This is a genomic window from Streptomyces sp. A 4/2, from assembly GCF_940670765.1.
Lineage (GTDB): Bacteria > Actinomycetota > Actinomycetes > Streptomycetales > Streptomycetaceae > Streptomyces.
Map to the genome: position 1 here is coordinate 82641 of NZ_CALNVW010000043.1, position 17273 is coordinate 99913.

General features: G+C 69.7%; 18 protein-coding genes, 1 pseudogene and 1 riboswitch. Of the genes and pseudogenes, 16 read left to right on the forward strand and 3 right to left on the reverse strand.

Features of this window, described 5'->3' with window-relative positions; translation table 11 throughout:
* Positions 1 to 316: 316 nt before the first annotated feature.
* From NBY69_RS29590 to NBY69_RS29645, 13 genes and pseudogenes are all read left to right on the forward strand, one after another.
* The gene (locus tag NBY69_RS29590; RefSeq protein ID WP_250304965.1) at positions 317 to 577 is read left to right on the forward strand and encodes a hypothetical protein; all 261 of its coding nucleotides are present in this window, start codon (positions 317 to 319) and stop codon (positions 575 to 577) included.
* Between the two features lie 120 nt (positions 578 to 697).
* Positions 698 to 823 carry a hypothetical protein gene (locus NBY69_RS37435; RefSeq protein WP_266644643.1) on the forward strand — a complete coding sequence of 42 codons (126 nt, stop codon included), beginning with the start codon at positions 698 to 700 and terminating at the stop codon, positions 821 to 823.
* 69 nt (positions 824 to 892) lie between these two features.
* Positions 893 to 1873, forward strand: a complete 981-nt coding sequence (locus NBY69_RS29595; RefSeq protein WP_250304966.1) for a hypothetical protein — start codon at positions 893 to 895, stop codon at positions 1871 to 1873.
* Positions 1874 to 2240: 367 nt separating this feature from the next.
* Entirely contained in the window at positions 2241 to 2993 is a 753-nt protein-coding gene (locus NBY69_RS29600) for a (5-formylfuran-3-yl)methyl phosphate synthase (protein WP_250304967.1), read from the forward strand.
* A gap of 8 nt (positions 2994 to 3001) precedes the next feature.
* Entirely contained in the window at positions 3002 to 4405 is a 1404-nt protein-coding gene (locus tag NBY69_RS29605; RefSeq protein ID WP_250304968.1) for an aldehyde dehydrogenase family protein, read from the forward strand.
* A gap of 2 nt (positions 4406 to 4407) precedes the next feature.
* Positions 4408 to 5511 carry an NAD(P)-dependent alcohol dehydrogenase gene (locus NBY69_RS29610; RefSeq protein WP_250305048.1) on the forward strand — a complete coding sequence of 368 codons (1104 nt, stop codon included), beginning with the start codon at positions 4408 to 4410 and terminating at the stop codon, positions 5509 to 5511.
* Between the two features lie 248 nt (positions 5512 to 5759).
* On the forward strand, positions 5760 to 6674 hold the full coding sequence (locus tag NBY69_RS29615) for a class I SAM-dependent methyltransferase (protein ID WP_250304969.1): 915 nt from the start codon (positions 5760 to 5762) through the stop codon (positions 6672 to 6674).
* A gap of 530 nt (positions 6675 to 7204) precedes the next feature.
* Entirely contained in the window at positions 7205 to 7879 is a 675-nt protein-coding gene (locus NBY69_RS29620) for a hypothetical protein (protein ID WP_250304970.1), read from the forward strand.
* A gap of 53 nt (positions 7880 to 7932) precedes the next feature.
* Positions 7933 to 8046: pseudogene (locus NBY69_RS29625) on the forward strand (FAD-dependent monooxygenase); the annotation flags it as partial.
* 44 nt (positions 8047 to 8090) lie between these two features.
* Positions 8091 to 8243, forward strand: a riboswitch (cobalamin riboswitch).
* Positions 8244 to 8281: 38 nt separating this feature from the next.
* On the forward strand, positions 8282 to 9268 hold the full coding sequence (locus NBY69_RS29630; protein WP_250304971.1) for an ABC transporter substrate-binding protein: 987 nt from the start codon (positions 8282 to 8284) through the stop codon (positions 9266 to 9268).
* Positions 9265 to 10320, forward strand: coding sequence for an iron ABC transporter permease (locus NBY69_RS29635; protein WP_250304972.1), 1056 nt, complete (start codon positions 9265 to 9267; stop codon positions 10318 to 10320). Before NBY69_RS29630 ends, NBY69_RS29635 begins: the two co-directional genes overlap by 4 nt.
* Positions 10317 to 11105 carry an ABC transporter ATP-binding protein gene (locus NBY69_RS29640; protein WP_250304973.1) on the forward strand — a complete coding sequence of 263 codons (789 nt, stop codon included), beginning with the start codon at positions 10317 to 10319 and terminating at the stop codon, positions 11103 to 11105. Before NBY69_RS29635 ends, NBY69_RS29640 begins: the two co-directional genes overlap by 4 nt.
* Entirely contained in the window at positions 11102 to 11869 is a 768-nt protein-coding gene (locus NBY69_RS29645) for a (2Fe-2S)-binding protein (RefSeq protein ID WP_250304974.1), read from the forward strand. Before NBY69_RS29640 ends, NBY69_RS29645 begins: the two co-directional genes overlap by 4 nt.
* 102 nt (positions 11870 to 11971) lie before the next feature.
* Here NBY69_RS29645 and NBY69_RS29650 read toward each other — a convergent pair whose 3' ends face one another.
* Positions 11972 to 12379, reverse strand: coding sequence for a VOC family protein (locus tag NBY69_RS29650; protein WP_250304975.1), 408 nt, complete (start codon positions 12377 to 12379; stop codon positions 11972 to 11974).
* 305 nt (positions 12380 to 12684) lie between these two features.
* Between NBY69_RS29650 and NBY69_RS29655 the strand changes: the two genes are divergently transcribed.
* From NBY69_RS29655 to NBY69_RS29665, 3 genes are all read left to right on the forward strand, one after another.
* A complete protein-coding gene (locus NBY69_RS29655; protein ID WP_250304976.1) occupies positions 12685 to 13194 on the forward strand; it encodes a ricin-type beta-trefoil lectin domain protein in 510 nt (169 codons plus the stop codon).
* 191 nt (positions 13195 to 13385) lie between these two features.
* Positions 13386 to 13856, forward strand: coding sequence for a ribonuclease domain-containing protein (locus tag NBY69_RS29660; RefSeq protein ID WP_250304977.1), 471 nt, complete (start codon positions 13386 to 13388; stop codon positions 13854 to 13856).
* Between the two features lie 315 nt (positions 13857 to 14171).
* Positions 14172 to 14573, forward strand: coding sequence for a PPOX class F420-dependent oxidoreductase (locus NBY69_RS29665; protein WP_250304978.1), 402 nt, complete (start codon positions 14172 to 14174; stop codon positions 14571 to 14573).
* A gap of 204 nt (positions 14574 to 14777) precedes the next feature.
* Here NBY69_RS29665 and NBY69_RS29670 read toward each other — a convergent pair whose 3' ends face one another.
* Both NBY69_RS29670 and NBY69_RS29680 read right to left on the reverse strand, forming a co-directional pair.
* On the reverse strand, positions 14778 to 15482 hold the full coding sequence (locus NBY69_RS29670; RefSeq protein WP_250304979.1) for a Clp protease N-terminal domain-containing protein: 705 nt from the start codon (positions 15480 to 15482) through the stop codon (positions 14778 to 14780).
* Between the two features lie 236 nt (positions 15483 to 15718).
* The gene (locus NBY69_RS29680; RefSeq protein WP_250304980.1) at positions 15719 to 17185 is read right to left on the reverse strand and encodes an MFS transporter; all 1467 of its coding nucleotides are present in this window, start codon (positions 17183 to 17185) and stop codon (positions 15719 to 15721) included.
* Positions 17186 to 17273 lie beyond the last annotated feature (88 nt).

Genomic DNA, 17273 nt, shown 5'->3' on the forward strand with positions numbered 1-17273 from the left:
GTAGAAGCCGCAACGAGGCCGAGCGCACGCTCAACCAATTCAAGACCCCCGAACCGTCGCCGTCCGGCACGGCAGAAGGGGTCTGCGCCTTCCACCGCACAGTCACGATCGGAGTGATCCGATCTCGGCCCCGTTCGCGATCACAGGACGGCCCCGGCCTCTAGAGTCTCCCGGTGGACGTCGATACCTGGTTCCCACCCGCTGGGACACCGACCGACAACCCGGAGCCGGCTCCCCGACCCTGACCGTGGGTCGGCGCACCCTCACGATCCGGACGGCCGCACGCCCGTCCTCACCGTCACCCCGGAGGAACCCCATGACCACAGAGCAGGAAGCACGCGACACGATCCGCCGCGTCCTCGGCGACACGCACCCCGATGTGAAGGAGTTCCCCGCCGGGAACCTGTCGGTCACCGTCCACGTCGGCCGGCACGCCGCGACGATCGACGGGCACCCGGAGACCGGTTGGGGCTGGACCGTCGACCCCGGCGAGGACGACGGATTCTCCGGCCACGAGCTGACCGCGCCCACCCTCGAAGCCGCGCTCCAGGCCATCCGTGACACAGTCGCTCCCTGACCTGGTGAACGGAGAAGCGCCGACAGGGCCGGGTCCCGGGACCCACCACCCCAACGGGTGGGAACAAGACCTGTGTTGCTGCGCGCCCGCAGTGTTGTCATCCCCCTCACACTTCGTCATGTGCCCTGTCCCCGGAGCGCGGCGCGGCGCATGGCGGGCAACCTCGGTGCGATCTCCGGTCCGCTCCTCGTGCTCGTCGTGACGCTGATCGGACAAGAGCTGGGCAAGGATTCCTGTTTCGATTGACTCCGCGTTCTGTCATGAGCATGGTTTCTGCGTACTCCTTGGCCCCCACCCTTGAGAGGAACGCACCCCGTGAGACGTCTGAACTCCATGGCGGCCGCGCTCGGCGCCGCCACTGTTTTGATCCTGGCCTGCGGTCTCGGCAGTGCCTCCGCAGCCGCGGCACCCACCGGCGGTCACGCCGCCACCACGCGGCAACAGGCCGCGAACGTCTGCACGTCCGCAGCCGCCAACTCCGGCCGCCCGGTTCACGGGGCGCTGTCCCGCGACCAGGTGCACCACCAGCTCTCCGGCCTGACCGGAGCCCACCGTGAGGCCCGCGGATACCCCGCCTCAGGGGTGGCCGACAAGGGCCCGTTGGGGGGTGGCGCGCCCGACCGCGGTCTGCTGACGGACATACACCCGGCCCAGGGCACCTCCTTCAAGGCGATCAACGGCAGTGACGGCTCCTGCGCCACCCAGTCCGTGTCCACGCAGCTGAACATCCAGGACGGCTCGACGACGATCTACACCCCCACGATGTACCCGGCCGGTGGCTCGTGCGTCGAACTGGTCACCGTCTACACGCTGTCCGGTCGATCGGTCTCGGCCTGGGACTGGTGCCAGAGCGTCACCTTCGAGGCATCGGTGCCCATCGACAGTGCCTTCCTGGGTACCTACACGGACGGTTCCTCCAGCGCGTACACCGGCCGTGTCGTGAAGACCGACGCGACCACCAACTCCTGGACCGCTGCGCTGTACAACTACCGGACCGGTTCCTGGGACACCCTCTTCACCCAGTCGGGCCAGAACCAGTCGGGCCGCGACACCGGCTGGGACATCAACGAGTTGTACTCCCAGGTGGGCAGCTCCGGCCGCGCCTATTCCTGCGACGCCATGGCGGGCCAGACCTTCGAGTCCAGCAACATCACGGTCCGGATCAACGGCAGTTGGACTCCCGCGTCGTCGGCCAATTCCGATACCACCTACGACTCGCCGGACAGTTCCTTCTACTGCCCCGACCGCACCTACCAGATGGTCAGCGCGTACGACCATTGGAAGGCCGTCGGCTAGCCCGTGCCTCTTTGCTCGGCCGGTCGGCTGATCGGGTGTGTCTGTCCGGTTGGTGACCGGTGAGGGGATGTGGGACCGGATCAGGCCGTTCGTGCCGGCTGATCCGGTCCGTCGGCTGAGTGACGTCGTTCAGCGTGGCGGAGGCGTCGGTCAGGTCGTCCGCGGCTTGCTCTGTCGTGTTTCGGCGGGAGCGGGTTCGAACCGGCGTGCACGGCGCACTGGGTACACCGTGCCAACACCCGCCCGGACTCCGCACGCCCTACCGGTGCCTTCGGGCCGCAGTGATGATGAGCCGACCGCAAGGGATCCAGTCGACTCCGCGCACTTGCCTCTTGGCCAGGTGGACATGCGGGGGAAGGAGTCCACGTTGTTGCTTCTCATCTCCCCGGACAGCGTCGAGGAGGCCCTCGACTGCGCGAAGGCGGCGGAGCATCTCGACATCGTCGATGTCAAGAAGCCCGACGAGGGCTCGCTCGGCGCGAACTATCCGTGGGTCATCAGAGAGATCCGCGACGCGGTCCCGGCGGACAAACCGGTGTCCGCCACCGTGGGAGACGTGCCGTACAAGCCCGGCACGGTGGCCCAGGCGGCGCTCGGTGCTGCTGTGTCCGGAGCCACGTACATCAAGGTGGGCCTCTACGGATGTACGACGCCCGATCAGGCCATCGATGTCATGCGAGGGGTCGTCCGGGCAGTGAAGGACTATCGGCCGGACGCTCTCGTCGTCGCATCGGGCTACGCCGACGCGCACCGGATCGGCTGCGTCAACCCGCTCGCACTGCCCGACATCGCCCGTCGTTCCGGCTGCGACGCGGCCATGCTCGACACCGCTGTCAAGGACGGGACGCGGCTGTTCGACCACGTTCCGCCGGAGGCCTGCGCGGAGTTCGTCCGGCTGGCTCACGAGGCCGGTCTGCTCGCCGCACTCGCGGGCAGCGTGAAGGCGGGCGACCTCGGCGTGCTGACCCGCATCGGCACGGACATCGTGGGGGTGCGTGGGGCGGTCTGCGAGGGGGGCGACCGCAACACCGGAAGGATCCAGCCGCAGTTGGTGGCCGCCTTCCGGGCGGAGATGGACCGTCACGCCCGGGAAGCCGCAGCTGCCGTCACCGCGAGCTGACCGCCGGCATGGCGACACGTGAGCCCTGCCACGCTCCCGGAACCCTCGGCGAGTGCTTCGCTGTCCTCGATCCGGCAACGGGCGAGGCATTCGAAGAGGCTCCCGAGCAGCAGCCGGAGGAGTTGGATGCCGTCGTAGGCCGGGCCCACGAGGCCTGGCGAAGCTGGCGGGCCGACCCCGTCACCCGTGCCACCTCGTTGCTCGCGGCAGCCGACGCAGTGGAGGCGGCCGGGGCCGACCTCGCTCCGCTGCTCACCCGTGAACAGGGCAAACCCCTGGCCGAGTCGTACGCGGAGATCGCCCGCACGGCAGCCCGCCTGCGCTACTTCGCGGAGTTGGCCCCCAGGCCACGGCCCATCAGGGACGGCCGACCGGTACGCAGCGAGATCCGCTGGCGACCGCTCGGGCCCGTCGCCGCGATCGTCCCGTGGAACTTTCCCCTCCAGCTCGCGTCGGCGAAGTTCGCGCCCGCGCTCGCCGCAGGCAACACGGTGGTGCTCAAGCCCTCTCCCTTCACGCCCTTGGCCACACGGGTGCTGGGGTCCGTCATCGCCACGGCCCTCCCCGAGGACGTACTGACGATCGTCACCGGTCATGAACCCCTCGGCGCCCGCCTGGCCTCCCATCCGGGGATCCGCCATGTGACCTTCACCGGTTCGATTCCCACCGGACGCGCTGTCGCGGAGGGAGCGGCGGCGTCGCTCGCCCGGGTCACCCTGGAGCTGGGTGGCAACGACGCCGCCGTCCTGCTGGAGGACGTGGACGTGGAACGGATCGCGGACCGGCTGTTCTGGGCGGCGTTCCGTAACTGCGGACAGGTCTGCATGGCGGTCAAACGTGTCTACGCCCCGGCCCGGCTCTACTCCGACGTGGTCGAGGCCCTCGCGCAGCGCGCGAAGACCGCCGTTGTCGGAGCCGGCCTCGACCCGGGCACGCAACTGGGCCCCGTCAACAACGCCCCCCAACTGGCCCGGGTGGAGCGCTGCACGGCCCAGGCCCTGGCAGCCGGTGCCCGAGCAGTGGCCGGTGGCCACCGGCTGGACCGGCCGGGCTACTTCTACGCCCCGACGATCCTCGCCGATGTCCCGCCCGACAGCCCGGTGGTGACGGAGGAACAGTTCGGTCCGGTCCTGCCGGTGCTGCCGTACGGGAGCACCGACGAAGCCGTCGAGGCCGCCAACGGCACCTCCTTCGGGCTGGGCGGATCGGTATGGGGAACGGACCTCGACCGGGCCGAGGCTGTGGCCGACCGGCTGGAGTGCGGGACGGCGTGGATCAACCACCACGCCGAACTGTCCCTCGCTCAGCCCTTCGCGGGCATCAAGGAGAGCGGCGTCGGCGTCGCGGGCGGGCCATGGGGGCTCTACGGGAACCTCAGACCGTTCGTCGTCCACCGTCCGGAGGAGGCATGACGATGAGGTTCGGCGCGGCGGTACTGCGCTCGTACGAGAGCCGATTCGCCGTCGAGGAGGTGATCCTGAACACGGGACCGGCCGACGGCGAGATCCTGGTCAGGATCGCGGGCTGCGGGATGTGCCGGACCGATCTCGCGGTCCGGCGTTCGGCGGGCCGCTCGCCACTGCCGGCGGTGCTCGGCCACGAGGGGGCCGGGGTCGTGGTGGAGACGGGCGGCCCGCACACCGGCCTGAGCAACGGCGACCACGTCGTGCTGAGCTTCGACTCCTGCGGACGCTGCCGGAACTGCCTGGACGCTGCCCCCGCCTACTGCGGCTCGTTCGCCTCGCTCAACCTCTTCGGAGGGCGCAAGGAGAACGCCGCGCGGTTCACCGATGCGGCAGGGGAGGAACTGGCCCCCCGGTGGTTCGGACAGTCCTCCTTCGCCGAGTACGCGGTGGTTCCGGCCCGCAATGCCGTCCGGGCCGACCCCTCGCTGCCCGTCGAACTTCTCGGACCGCTCGGCTGCGGCTTCCTCACCGGCGCCGGAGCGGTCTTCAACTCCTTGGGTGTCGGGCCCGGCGACACCTTCGCGGTCTTCGGCGCAGGAGCGGTCGGTCTGGCCGCGGTGATGGCGGCTGCGGTCTCCGGAGCGGTGACCGTGGCCGTCGACCGGCACTCCGAACGGCTGGCCCTCGCCGAACGATTCGGCGCGATCCCGCTGCACGCCGCTTCGACCGACCTGCCCGGCCGCATCCGGCAACTGACCGACGGTGGCGCGCAGTTCGCGCTGGATACCACGGCCTCTGCCCGGCTGATCAACGACGCGCTCCGGGCCCTGCGTCCGACCGGCCACCTCGGTCTGGTGGCCCGGCTCCACAGCACGCTGCCACTCGAACCGGGGGCACTGGACCGGGGCAGGGAAATCTCCCACATCTGCGAGGGGGACGCGGTGCCGGGACTGCTCATCCCGCGGCTGACCGGGCTGTGGCAGGCCGGGCGGTTTCCCTTCGACGAGCTGATCCGTACGTACCCGCTCGCCGCCATCAACGAAGCCGAACGCGACTGCGAGGCGGGCCGCGTGGTCAAACCGGTTCTGCTTCCGGAGGGGAGGAGCCGATGAGCGAAGCGTTCAATGCCCCTGCCCATCCGGTCGACGCCGATCGACCGTCACCGGGCAGCATGACGGCAGGTCCTTGAACCGCCCGCACCGAGACGGCCGGGCCGAGGAACCGGGTGGCCGCAGGGCTGCTCGCTACGGGGCGCTCCCCGAGGAACGGGCGCCCGGAGCGGTGGCGCCGTGCGTCCGCCGCTGATCCAGCATTCCTGTCCCTCACTGTTCGTGGTCGCAACTAGCTCGATGGAGGACACGTGGCCGGCACAACGCCCGGGAACATCGGTGTGGATGGCGTGGATGGCGTGGAAGGAGGGGTAGGCCTGACCGCTCTCATGGTCGCCGCGGCACGGGCGATCGAGACACATCGCCACGACACGCTGGCACGGGACATCTACGCGGAGCACTTCGTGCTCGCCGCACCGGCATCCGCCGGCTGGCCGGTCCGCATGCAACAGGTTCCGGACGGGGACGCGAACCCGCTGTGGGGGCGATTCGCGCGCTACTTCGGTCTGCGGACGAGGGTCCTCGACGACTTCCTCCTCCGGTCGGTGCAGCCGGGCGCCCGCCAAGTGGTGCTGCTCGGGGCGGGGTTGGACTCCCGGGCGTTCCGGCTCGACTGGCCTCCCGGCTGCGTGATCTTCGAGATCGACAGGGAGGGCGTGCTGGCGTTCAAGCACAAGGTGCTCGACGGACTGTCGGCCACCCCCAAGGCGGCGCGTGTACCCGTCCCGGTCGATCTGCGGGCCGACTGGGTCGGAGCGCTGGCCGACGCGGGCTTCGACCCGGCAGCACCGAGCATCTGGCTGGCCGAGGGATTGCTGTTCTACCTGCCATCCGCCGCCGAGACGTACCTCATCGACACGGTGGACCGGCTGAGCACGGGAGGAAGCGCGCTGGCGTTCGAGGTCAAACTCGACAAGGACTTGCTGGAGTACCGCGACAGCCCGCTCTACACCTCGACGACACACCAGATCGGCATCGACCTGCTCGACCTGTTCGACAGAGAGCCGCGGCCCGACTCCGCCGGTGATCTGGGGAGCAAGGGCTGGTCCACATCGGTTCGTACCCCCTTCGACTTCACCCGCCACCACGGACGCGGCCCGTTGCCCGAACAGAACGACGCGCTGGCGGGCAACCGATGGGTGTTCGCGAACAAACCCCGACCGTGACGCCAGCGCCGGGCGGCCGACCGGATGTTCAGGCGGCATGGCGTCCGCCCGGTGTGGATTGTTCCGTGCGAGAGGCCGGCGGGCCCATCCCGTACGAGTGATCCTGCCAGTTTTCGGAGATCGACTTCCCTCTCGCGCGCAACGGGTCCCGGCTTCGAGAAGGGCACCATCGAGACGACCGGTTCATCGTCCTCCTCGTCCCAGTCACGCCGCAGGTGCACGACGTTCCTGTCCGCGAATGCGCCGAAACCCTCACACCCACGCTGCGCGTCCCGCTCGGCGCGCAGTTCGTCCAGTCCGGGCGGCATCCGAGGCGCGTCGATGTCGACTCGACCTCACGTGGCGACCGGTCAAGAACACCTGCCTGAGGTCAGCGTTCGTCCGTCCGGGCCGCGGCCGGGGCGACCGCCCAGGGGTGGTGTCAGGCCCACCCCTGGATACGGGTTCCAGGCCCAGAGACTGTGAGGCCCGCGGGGCACAGGCTTCTCCTTATGGACAGCAGCGCATCGCTGAGAACTGAGGGGAATCCGATGAACGAGATCGTCGCCCGGCGTTTCACGGGGGCTGTGGGGATCGCCGCAGCGGCGGGCCTGATCCTGGAGGTACCGCTGTACTTCGTCTACTCGGGCCCCCCGCCGCAAGCCAATGTGCTGGCCCGCCTGCTGATCGGGATCCTCGCTCTGGGCCTCGTTCTGGTCTTCGCCACCGCCTTCCGCGAACTCGTCAAGAGGGCTGCTCCCCAGGCGGAATGGGCCGGCACGCTCGCCTTCGCGTCCGGCCTCGCCTACACCGTGGTCACGCTGGTCTCCAGCGGCCTGGAAGCCGGGGCCGTCATCGCCACCGACCACCCGATCGACCCCACCATCAGCGTCTCCGGCACCTACATCCTCTACGGGACGATCTCCCGCATGCTCCTGGCCATGTTCCTGGGCAGCTTCGGCTACGCCGTCAGCAAGAGCGGCCTGCTGTCCCGTTGGGCCCACCGCAGCGCCTACACGCTCGCCGGGATCAACCTGGCCTTCATGCCGTCCCTCTTCTTCGGGAACGCCCCCGCCCACTTCTACGCCGCCAACGGCTGGGGTACCACCGCCCTCATGGGCGGCCTGCTGAGCTACTGGCTCCTGGCCATCGGCATCACCACCTACCGCAGCGCCCGCCGCGTCCCGCAGCAGGCCGCGATCTTCCAGCCCCTTCCCGCCGCCTGAAGCCACCTCCACCGCCGCCCCTGCCGACACCTGGCAGAGGCGGCGGCCCGCTGGGCGACGCCGCGCACGTGCACGCGCCGTTCGGGGGTCAGGGGTTCAACCTCGGCGTCGGCGACACGATGAACCCCGGCTGGAAGCTCGGCGCCGTGCTCGCCGGGCCGTACCCGGCCGTCATTTCGCCACCGCTCTTCCGACCGCCTGTCGCGGCCCGGAAAGTAACGGCATATGCGGTCTGACAGACTGAGCCCCGAAAACTCAGGCGACGCGCGTCAGGAAACCGGTGTGAATCCGGTACGGTCCCGCCACTGTGACCGGGCTGCAACAGCCCGGAAGTCAGACACTGGCCGCGCCGCCTTCTCCGTACAACCAGGGGACGAGGACATCCCCCGGAAAGGCTCGGCCATGCCCCGGATCCGCCGTGTACCACTCGCGCTCATACCGCTGCTTCTGCTACCGCTCACCAGTTGCGGCTCCGGCACGGGCGGCGCGGACAAGGCAGCGGCCGTACCGGTCGCCGACGGTTTCCCCTACACGGTCACCAACTGCGGCACGAAGACGACCTTCGACGCCCCGCCGAAGCGGGCCGTCACCATGAACCAGCACGCCACCGAAGTCATGCTGGCCCTCGGCCTCCAGGACCGGCTGGCCGGGACCGCCTACCTGGACGACAGCATTCTGCCGAAGTACCGGGCCGCATACGCCAGAACCAAGGTGCTGGCGAAGGAGTACCCCTCGAAGGAGGTGCTGCTCGGCGCGAACCCCGACTTCGTCTACGGCGGATACAGCAGCGCCTTCGACAAGGCCAAGGGCGAGGACCGGGCGGGACTTCAGCAGAGCGGCATCAACACCCGGCTGAACGTCGAGAACTGCACCGGGGGAAAGGTCGGTATCGATCAGCTCGCCACCGAGATCACCCAGGTCGCCAGGACCTTCGGCGTACCGGAGCGCGGCAAGAAGCTGATCGCCGAGGAGCGGCAGAAGATCGGAGCGGTCGAGACAGAGCTCAAGGGCTCCTCGCATCCCTCGGTGTTCGTGTACGACTCCGGCGACAGTTCCGCGTTCACGGCGGGCGGTAACGGCATCGGCAACGAGATCGTCCGGCTCGCCGGGGGCAGGAACGTCTTCGCGGACCTCGACGACACCTTCGGCGACGTGTCCTGGGAGCAGGTCATCAAGCGCAGGCCCGAGGTGGTCGTGATCTACGACTACGGTGGCACCACGGTCGCGGCCAAGAAGAAGCGGCTGCTGAACGACCCGGCGCTCGCGGACGTACCAGCGATCAAGAACAAGAGGTTCGCGGTACTCCCGCTGTCCTCGGCCGTGCTCGGCGTCCGGGTCGCCGACGCCGTGCAGGACCTGGCCGGGCAGCTGCACCCCGATACCCCGTGAGCGCGGAGTCCGCCCGCACCCGCCTGAAAACCGTCCTCCGCTCGACACCCGTCGTGATCGGTGTCCTCACGGTCCTGCTGCTCACGGCAGTGGTGGCCGGCCTGGCGCTCGGCCCGGTACGGATTCCGCCGGGCGAGGTGCTGCGTACCGTACTGGGCGGCGAACACACCGGTGCCTACCCGACGATCGTGTGGGAGGTACGGCTGCCCAGGGTGCTGCTCGGGGCCGTCGTCGGCGCCGGGCTGGCCCTGTCGGGCGCGGTGCTCCAGGCGCTGGTGCGCAATCCGCTGGCCGATCCCTTTCTGCTGGGCGCTTCCTCCGGGGCATCGGCGGGCGCCGTCGTGGTCGTCGTGCTGGGGGTCGGCGCGGGCGCGGCCACCGATGTGGCGCTGCCCGCCGCCGCGTTCGCAGGGTCCATGGTCGCGCTGGTCGCCGTCTACGCGATGGCCCGGCGCGGCGGCACCATGACGACGGGTCGGCTGATTCTGGCCGGGGTGGCGATCCAGTACGTGCTGTCCGCGTTCACCAGCCTGATCCTGGTGCTGTCCTCCCGGGCCGAGCATGTGCGGGCGATCATGTTCTGGACCCTGGGAGGCCTGGGCGGCGCCCGCTGGGACCAACTGGCCCTGCCCGCCGCGGTCCTGGGCGTGGGGGCCGTACTCCTGATCAGCCTGGCCCGTCCGCTGGATCTGCTGCTGACCGGGGAGGAAGGGGCCCGCAGCCTCGGCCTGGACCCCGGCCGCTTCCGGGGCTTGGTCTTCGTGCTGGTGTCGCTGATCATCGGCGTGCTGGTCGCCTACAGCGGGGCGATCGGCTTCGTCGGCCTCATGATCCCGCACGCCGCCCGGCTGATCGTCGGCGCGTCCCACCGCAGACTGCTGCCGGTGACCGCCCTCGGCGGCGCGGTCTTCCTGCTGCTGGCCGATCTGCTGGCGCGGACGGTGGCAGCCCCCGAGGAGATCCCCGCCGGGGTGGTCACCGCCCTGGTGGGCGGCCCGTTCTTCCTCTGGCTGCTGCGCCGCTCCAGCCGTACCGAAGGGATCACCGGATGAGCCCGGCACCGTCCCCGACGGCGCTCACCGCCGACGGGATCAGCTACGAGGTGGCCGGCCGCACCCTGCTCGACGGGGTCGCGCTGGACGCAGCCCCCGGCGAGACGGTCGGCCTGGTCGGGCCGAACGGCAGTGGCAAGACCACCTTTCTGCGCTGCGTGTACGGCGCCCTGCGCCCCGTGGCGGGGCGGGTCCTGCTGGACGGGGCGGACGCCGCGGCCCTCGGTGTGAAGGAACGGGCCCGGCACGTCGCCGTCGTACCGCAGGACAGCCCCGGTGCCTTCGGCCTGACCGTGCGAGAAGTGGTGGCGATGGGCCGCAGCCCGCACAAGCGGTTCTGGGAGCAGGACGACGCCGACGACGCCCACCGCATCGACCGGGCGCTGCGGCGTGTCGGCGCGGCGGCCCTGGCCGACCGGCGCTTCGAGGAACTGTCCGGCGGGGAACGGCAACGGGCCCTGATCGCCCGCGCCCTGGTCCAGGACCCGGGACTGCTGGCGCTCGACGAGCCCACGAACCATCTGGACATCCGCTACCAGTTGGAGATCCTCGGCCTGGTGAGGACGCTGGGCACCACCAATCTGCTGGTGCTGCACGATCTCAACCTGGCCGCTTCCTACTGCGACCGGCTGTTCGTCCTCAGCGCCGGACGGGTGGTGGCGTCCGGCTCCCCGCACGCGGTGCTGACGGAAGAACTGCTGGCCGAGGTCTACGGGGTGCGGTCCCGGATCGGCGTCCACCCGGTCACCGGCGCTCCCCACGTCGTCTACCTCCCGCTGTCATGAGCGACAACACGTTCCCTGTCTGGACGCCTCTGCCGCACGGGCCACGCTGGCAGGTCACCGAAGGCGAACCGTCCACGGGCCGAGCCGGGCCGTGGCTGGCGGCCGACCGACTGGCCGACCCGGCGGGCGACGAGCTGTCCAGGCTGCTGGAGAGCGAGCGCGCCGGCAGCGGCCACCGCACCGGCCATGCGACCGCGCTGACCCTGATGGCGGTGTACGCGGGCCGGGTCACCGCTGCCGCCGTGCTCCACTGGGCGCTGTACGACGAGGTCCCGGACATGCGGTCCGGCAATGGGCTGCTGCGCCCCGCCGCGCACGGGATCGCCGGGGTCCGGGTGCGCCGGTCCCGGCTGCTGGTGCCCCGGGCCGGGGAGGACCCCGTACGGCTGCTGCACCGCACCGTGCTCGACGGGCATCTGCTGCCGATCGCCGATGCGCTGCACCGCCGTACCCGCGCCGGGCTCAGGCAGTTGCGCGGCGGGATCGCCCACGGCTGCGCCACCGCGCTGTGCGCGTACGGCGCCCAGGTGGATCTGCTGGCCGCCCGCTGGCGGCAGTTCGCGGACACCGCACCCGGCGGACTCGCGGCGCTGGGCGAGGTGGCACGGGTCCGGCGGTCTCCGGACGGTCCGGAGCGGCTGGTCTATCTGCGTAACACCTGCTGTCTGTACTACACGAGCGCGGAGGCGGTGCGCTGTGCGAGCTGCTGTCTGACGAGCCGTGAGGAGCGGCTGCGGGCCTACGCGACGCCGAAGGAGAGATAGCGGGCGGCCCGGGGCGCCGGAGAAACGCACGTTGCCACGACGTTCGGGGTGGCGTGGCAGCGTGTCCCCCTTCTCTCTCCGGTTCCTGCGCCAAGTTCACTGTCACTCGGGCAGGTTCAGCTGCCAGGAGACGCCGAAGCGGTCGTTCACCCAGCCGAACTTGGCGCTGAAGCCGTACGAGCCCAGCGGCATGAGCTCCGTGCCCTGTTCGGCGAGGGCAGCGTAGAGCCGGTCGAGCTCGGCCTCGGTGTCGCACCCGACGAACAGCGACATCGACGGGGTGAACCCGAAATCGTGTGTGACGTGACTGTCGATACACATGAACTGCTGTCCGGCGAGGGAGAACGTGGCGTGCTGAACGGTGCCCGCCGGACCGGGGCCGTCAGCGCCGTAGCGGGAGATGTCGACGACCTCCGCGTCGTCGAACAGCGACGTGTAGAAGGTCATCGCCTCCTCCGCCCTGCCTTCGAACATGAGGAAAGTGGTGATCTTCTGCGGCGTCACGGCCATGGTGCAGCCCTCCGGGTATCGGCGTCAGCCTTCTGAGGACGAGGCTAGGACCTACCTCTGACATCGGCTCCACGGACACACACGGCCGGGCCGTCTCCGACGGGGATCCGGGACTGCGGAGCGGACCTGACAGGCCCCAGCAATGCGCCGTGCGGGTGAGATCGTCGGGTCTCGACCGGGCACGGCCCGACGTGGTGGCTAGGTTGACGTGCATCCCCATCCCCATCCCCATCCCCATCCGCGCGGGGGAGGGCGTGCCCCTCCGCCGCGCGGACACGGCCCTGTCTGCTTCCGGGAGTTGCCCTGTGTCCGTCACCATCCGCACCGCCACCTTTCGCGCCAGTACTCGCGTCGCCGCAACGGCCGCGGCGGTTCTGACTCTGGCTTCCACGGCCCTGACCGGCAGCGCCGCCGCCGGCACCGGCGACCCCAACGAGACGATCCGGCTCGGATACGCGCAGAGCTACTGCCTGACCAACGACACGAACACTGACAAGGTCCACACCGCTCTGTGTACCGGTAAGCAGAACCAGGCGTGGCTCGTCACCCGTACAGGAGACCGCAACGCCACGATCCGGCTCGGCTACGCGCAGGGCTACTGCCTGACCAACGACACGAAGACGGACAAGATCCATACGGCGCCGTGCACCGGTAGGCAGAACCAGGCGTGGCTGGTGTCGGCCACCGGCAACCGCAACGCGACGATCAAACTCGGCTACGCACAGGCGTACTGCCTCGCCAACGTGACCAACTCCGACAAGGTCCACAACGAGCCGTGCAGTGGTCGTCAGAACCAGGCCTGGCTCCTGTCCTGACCGGCAGCCGACCGCACTCAGCAGGCGGCTCGCCTCGTACAAGGGGGTTCGCGACGGTGTCCTGCCCGCTGACGCTGGGCTCCTGCCGGATCTTCCTTCGGCAGAAGGCGGTTTCGCACGGCCGGTCCGGGACCAAGCTCCGCGTCGGCGGCGGCCGTTACCAAGGCAGCCACTTTCCGGTTTGAGTCGGTATGACTCTCATCCGTAATCGGCGCGCTGCGGTAGCCGCCGCTCTGTTCGTGACCGGGCTCGTTCTCCCGGCCGTCTCTTCCGCGACGGCCGGGACACCCAGCGGTGCTCCGTCGAGCCAGACTCTCCGAGTCGTCGGTGTCATCGACCCGCCGCAGCCGGTCGAGGCGTTTCCGGGGCAGGTCAAGAAGGCCTGCGAGATCTGGAAGGAGATGGACTGGCCGGCAGCGAAACGACCCACCGACTACCCCGTGGTGAACACCCCGCTCGTGATCCGTGGCAGCAATGTCTACGGCAACCGCTCCCACGACCTCCCCATGAACGGCCATTACCGCGAATACGACGTCAACCCCCGCACCCCCGGCACCCATCGCGACGCGGAACGCCTCGTCCGTGATCCCGACACCCGCACCGTCTGGTACACGGGCGACCACTACGACAACTTCCAGGAGATCTCCTCCGGCTGTCCCTGACCCGCGCTCGGCATTGTTCAGGTGGAGGCGGGCACACAGGTAGAGAGTGCCCCGCTCGACTGACTCCGGATACGCAGGCGTCAGGCCCCCGCGGAGAAACGATGCGGGGGCCTGACCCTCCTGCACGATGCTGTGGCCCTTTGCCGGCGACTTACGCGCGCCGTGAACCTGACCGGCGCATGTCGCGTCGTCCTGCGCTGACGGCCGGGCAGCGTACGGGGGTTGTTCGCGAAGCCCCCAGGGGGTGGGGAACGGGTTCCCCGCTGTGGCTACCGTTGCCCCAGCACCCCAGCGAAGCGACCCCTGGAGAACCCCGTGCCCGTAGACCTCGGCGAGGACGTGGTGGCGCTGCTGCGCCGCCCCATCACCTGCTACATCGCTACCACGATGCCCGACGGCTCGCCCCAACTCACCCAGACGTGGGTCGACACCGACGGCGAGCACGTCCTGATCAACAGTGTTGAGTCGCACCAGAAGACCCGGAACATCGCGCGCGACCCGCGGGTGGCCGTCGCGCTCGCCGACCCCTCGGATCCCACCTCCTACGTGCAGATCCGTGGCCGTGTGGTGCGTATGACCACTGAGGGGGCGGTCGACCACATCGAGGCGCTCGCGCAGAAGTACCTCGGCGGGCCCTACCCGTGGTTCGGCGGCCGTGAGCAAGTCCGGGTGATCTATGTGATCCAGCCCGAACGGATCAGCAGCCCTCGCGGCTGATCGACCGTGATGTCAGGGTCTCCCGCCCCGACCCCACCCCTTGAGCAGGTCAGGTCAGTGTGCAGCGGGACAACATGTACCGATTGCCAGGTCCGGTGACGTCGAGCTCCTGGACGGTCAGGCTGGCGGCGTCTCGGGCGCGGCCTCCTCGAACCGGCGGGCGGGGGCGGGCGTCCCATCGAGTGCGGACCGCCCGCTCGTTCGTCACTGCTTGTCGCGCGCGGTGGACCGCTTGGTGATCTCGGTCTTGATCGTCTCGCGCAACTCGTCCGACGTGAAGCCGAGGTTGCGCAGGATCTGCGCGGCTGGGCTCTCCTCGGCCTGGATCAGGCCGAGGAGCGTGTGTTCCGTGCCGACCCAGTCGTGGCCGAGGTCGGCCGACGCGCGGCGCGCCTGCTCGATGGCCTCCTTGCTCTCCGGCCGGAACGCGATGTGACCCCGCAGCGCCTTTTCGCCGGCCGGCGGCATCGCTTCCTCGATGGCGTCGCGGATGAGTTGTTCCGACTCGGTCCTCGCGATCAGCACCTCGTATGCCAGGCCCCGCGGCTCGCCGAGCAGGCCGAGCAGGATGTGTTCGGTGCCGATGAAGTCGTGCTTGTGTGTGCGGGCGGCCTCCTGTGCCAGCACGATGCTGTGCCGGTTCAGGTTGGTGTACCGCTCGAAAGGGCCGGGTGCGTGGCGTTGCTGGGCGGCCTGCTTGGACACCCCGATGGCGTCGCCGATCGCGGTCCACGACGCGCCGGTCTGCTTGGCCTTGCTGACGTAGTGGTCGATGAGCTGGTCACCGAGGTCGGAGAGGGTCTGGGCGCGCAGTCGCGCCTCGCTGATGCGGGACAGTCCGTTGGCGTCGGGGAGTTCCTCGTCGAGGCGGGCGATCAGGTCGGCGAGACTGATGTCGAGTGGACTCATGCGTCAATCTTAAGTTGACGATTGAGGGTCGTCAACCTGTAATTGACGCTTGTTCCGGGTCGAAGCCGGCGTCTGAGCAAGGCTGTTGGAGGTTGCGCCGAACGGGCGCAGGTCCGGGCGCCGCCCACAGCTCCTGGTTGGGAACGTCCCGTTGGAGCGTCGAGCCGACCATCGCCTGGCTCCACCGGTTCGAGCGACTCCGGTACCGCCACGAGATACGCCGCCTACAACCTGGCCTACCGTCGTTCGGGAGGTGCGTCGGCAGTGACCGGTTCCAGTGGGGGCGCCGACAGCCCGCAACTCATCCGGCACTCGGGCTCCGCGCGCACCTGGGCCAGGTCCGCGGGGGTCGGCCTTCGGATGGTGAGGAAGGCGACGAGTGCGCCCACGATCAGGATGCCCGCGCAGATCGGCATGGCCTTGTCGAACGACCGGTCGAAGGCGGTGGCGGAGTGGTACGCCTCTGGTCCCATCCCCGTGAGGAACGGCAGCGCAGCGACCGCGATCAGGCCGGCCGCCCGCGCCGCCGCGTTGTTCACGCCACTCGCGAGGCCCGCCCGCGCAGTCTCGACGGAGGACAGCACCGTCGAGGTCAACGGGGCGATGAGTGTGACCAGGCCCGCGCCGAGCACCACCAGCGCGGGGAGCACGTCGGTGGGATAGAAGGCGTGTCTGCCGACCCTCAGCATCAGGAGCATGCCCCCTGCGCACAGCAGAGGCCCCACGGTCAGCGGGAGCCGCGGGCCGATGCGGTCCGCGAGTTGCCCGGACCGCGCCGAGAACAGCAACAGGAGCACCGTTGTCGGCAGCAGGGCCGTGCCGGCCGCCAGCGGTGAGTAGCCGGACACGACCTGAAGTTGCAGTGTGCCGAGGAAGAAGAAGCCGCCCAGAGCCGCGTACACGCAGAGGGTCACGATGTTGACCATGGAGAACAGGTGGGAGGAGAAGATCGACAGCGGCAGCATCGGGTCCGATCGCCGCTTCTCCACCAGCACGAACGACACCGCTCCTACGACACCGAGCGCCCCGGCCCACCCGTTCTGCGCGATGAGCGAGTAGGCCAGGAGTGCCAGCGCGAGCGCGCCGAGCGAGGCCCCACCCACGTCGAACCTGCCGTGGTGCCGTGGATCGCTCGTCTCCGGCACGTGTCGCAGGGCGACCGGCACGCACAGCGCCGCGAGCGGAAGGTTGATCAGGAACACCCAGCGCCAGCCGGGTCCGTCGACGAGCCAGCCGCCGACGAACGGGCCGATCGCCGATCCGATGCCACCGAGGCCCGACCACATGCCGACGGCCCTCGATCGCTCGTCGGGATGAAAGCTGGCCTGGATGATGGCGAGAGAGCCCGGCGTCAGCAGCGCGCCGCCGATACCTTGCAGGGCACGCGCGAAGATCAGCACTCCTGTGGTCGGCGCGAGACCGCACAACAGCGAGCCGAGCGCGAACCAGACCACCCCGATGACGAAGACCCTGCGGCGGCCGTAACGGTCGCCGAGCGAGCCACCCAGGAGAATCAGCCCGGCCAGCGTGACCGTGTACGCGTTACTGATCCACTGCAAGGACGCCAGTGGGGCGTGCAGGTCGTCGCCGATGTGAGGCAACGCGACATTGACGACGGTGGAGTCCAGCAGCGCCATGCTGGAGCCCAGCACGGTCGTGAGGATGACCCAGCGGCCCTGGGCCGTGGACAGGCGGATATCCATATCCGGATCATCCCCGTCTCCAGCGGGCCCGGCGAGCCCATCAGCACCCGTTCGACCGGCCTCGCCCTGCTTTCCGCCGCGTGGCCAC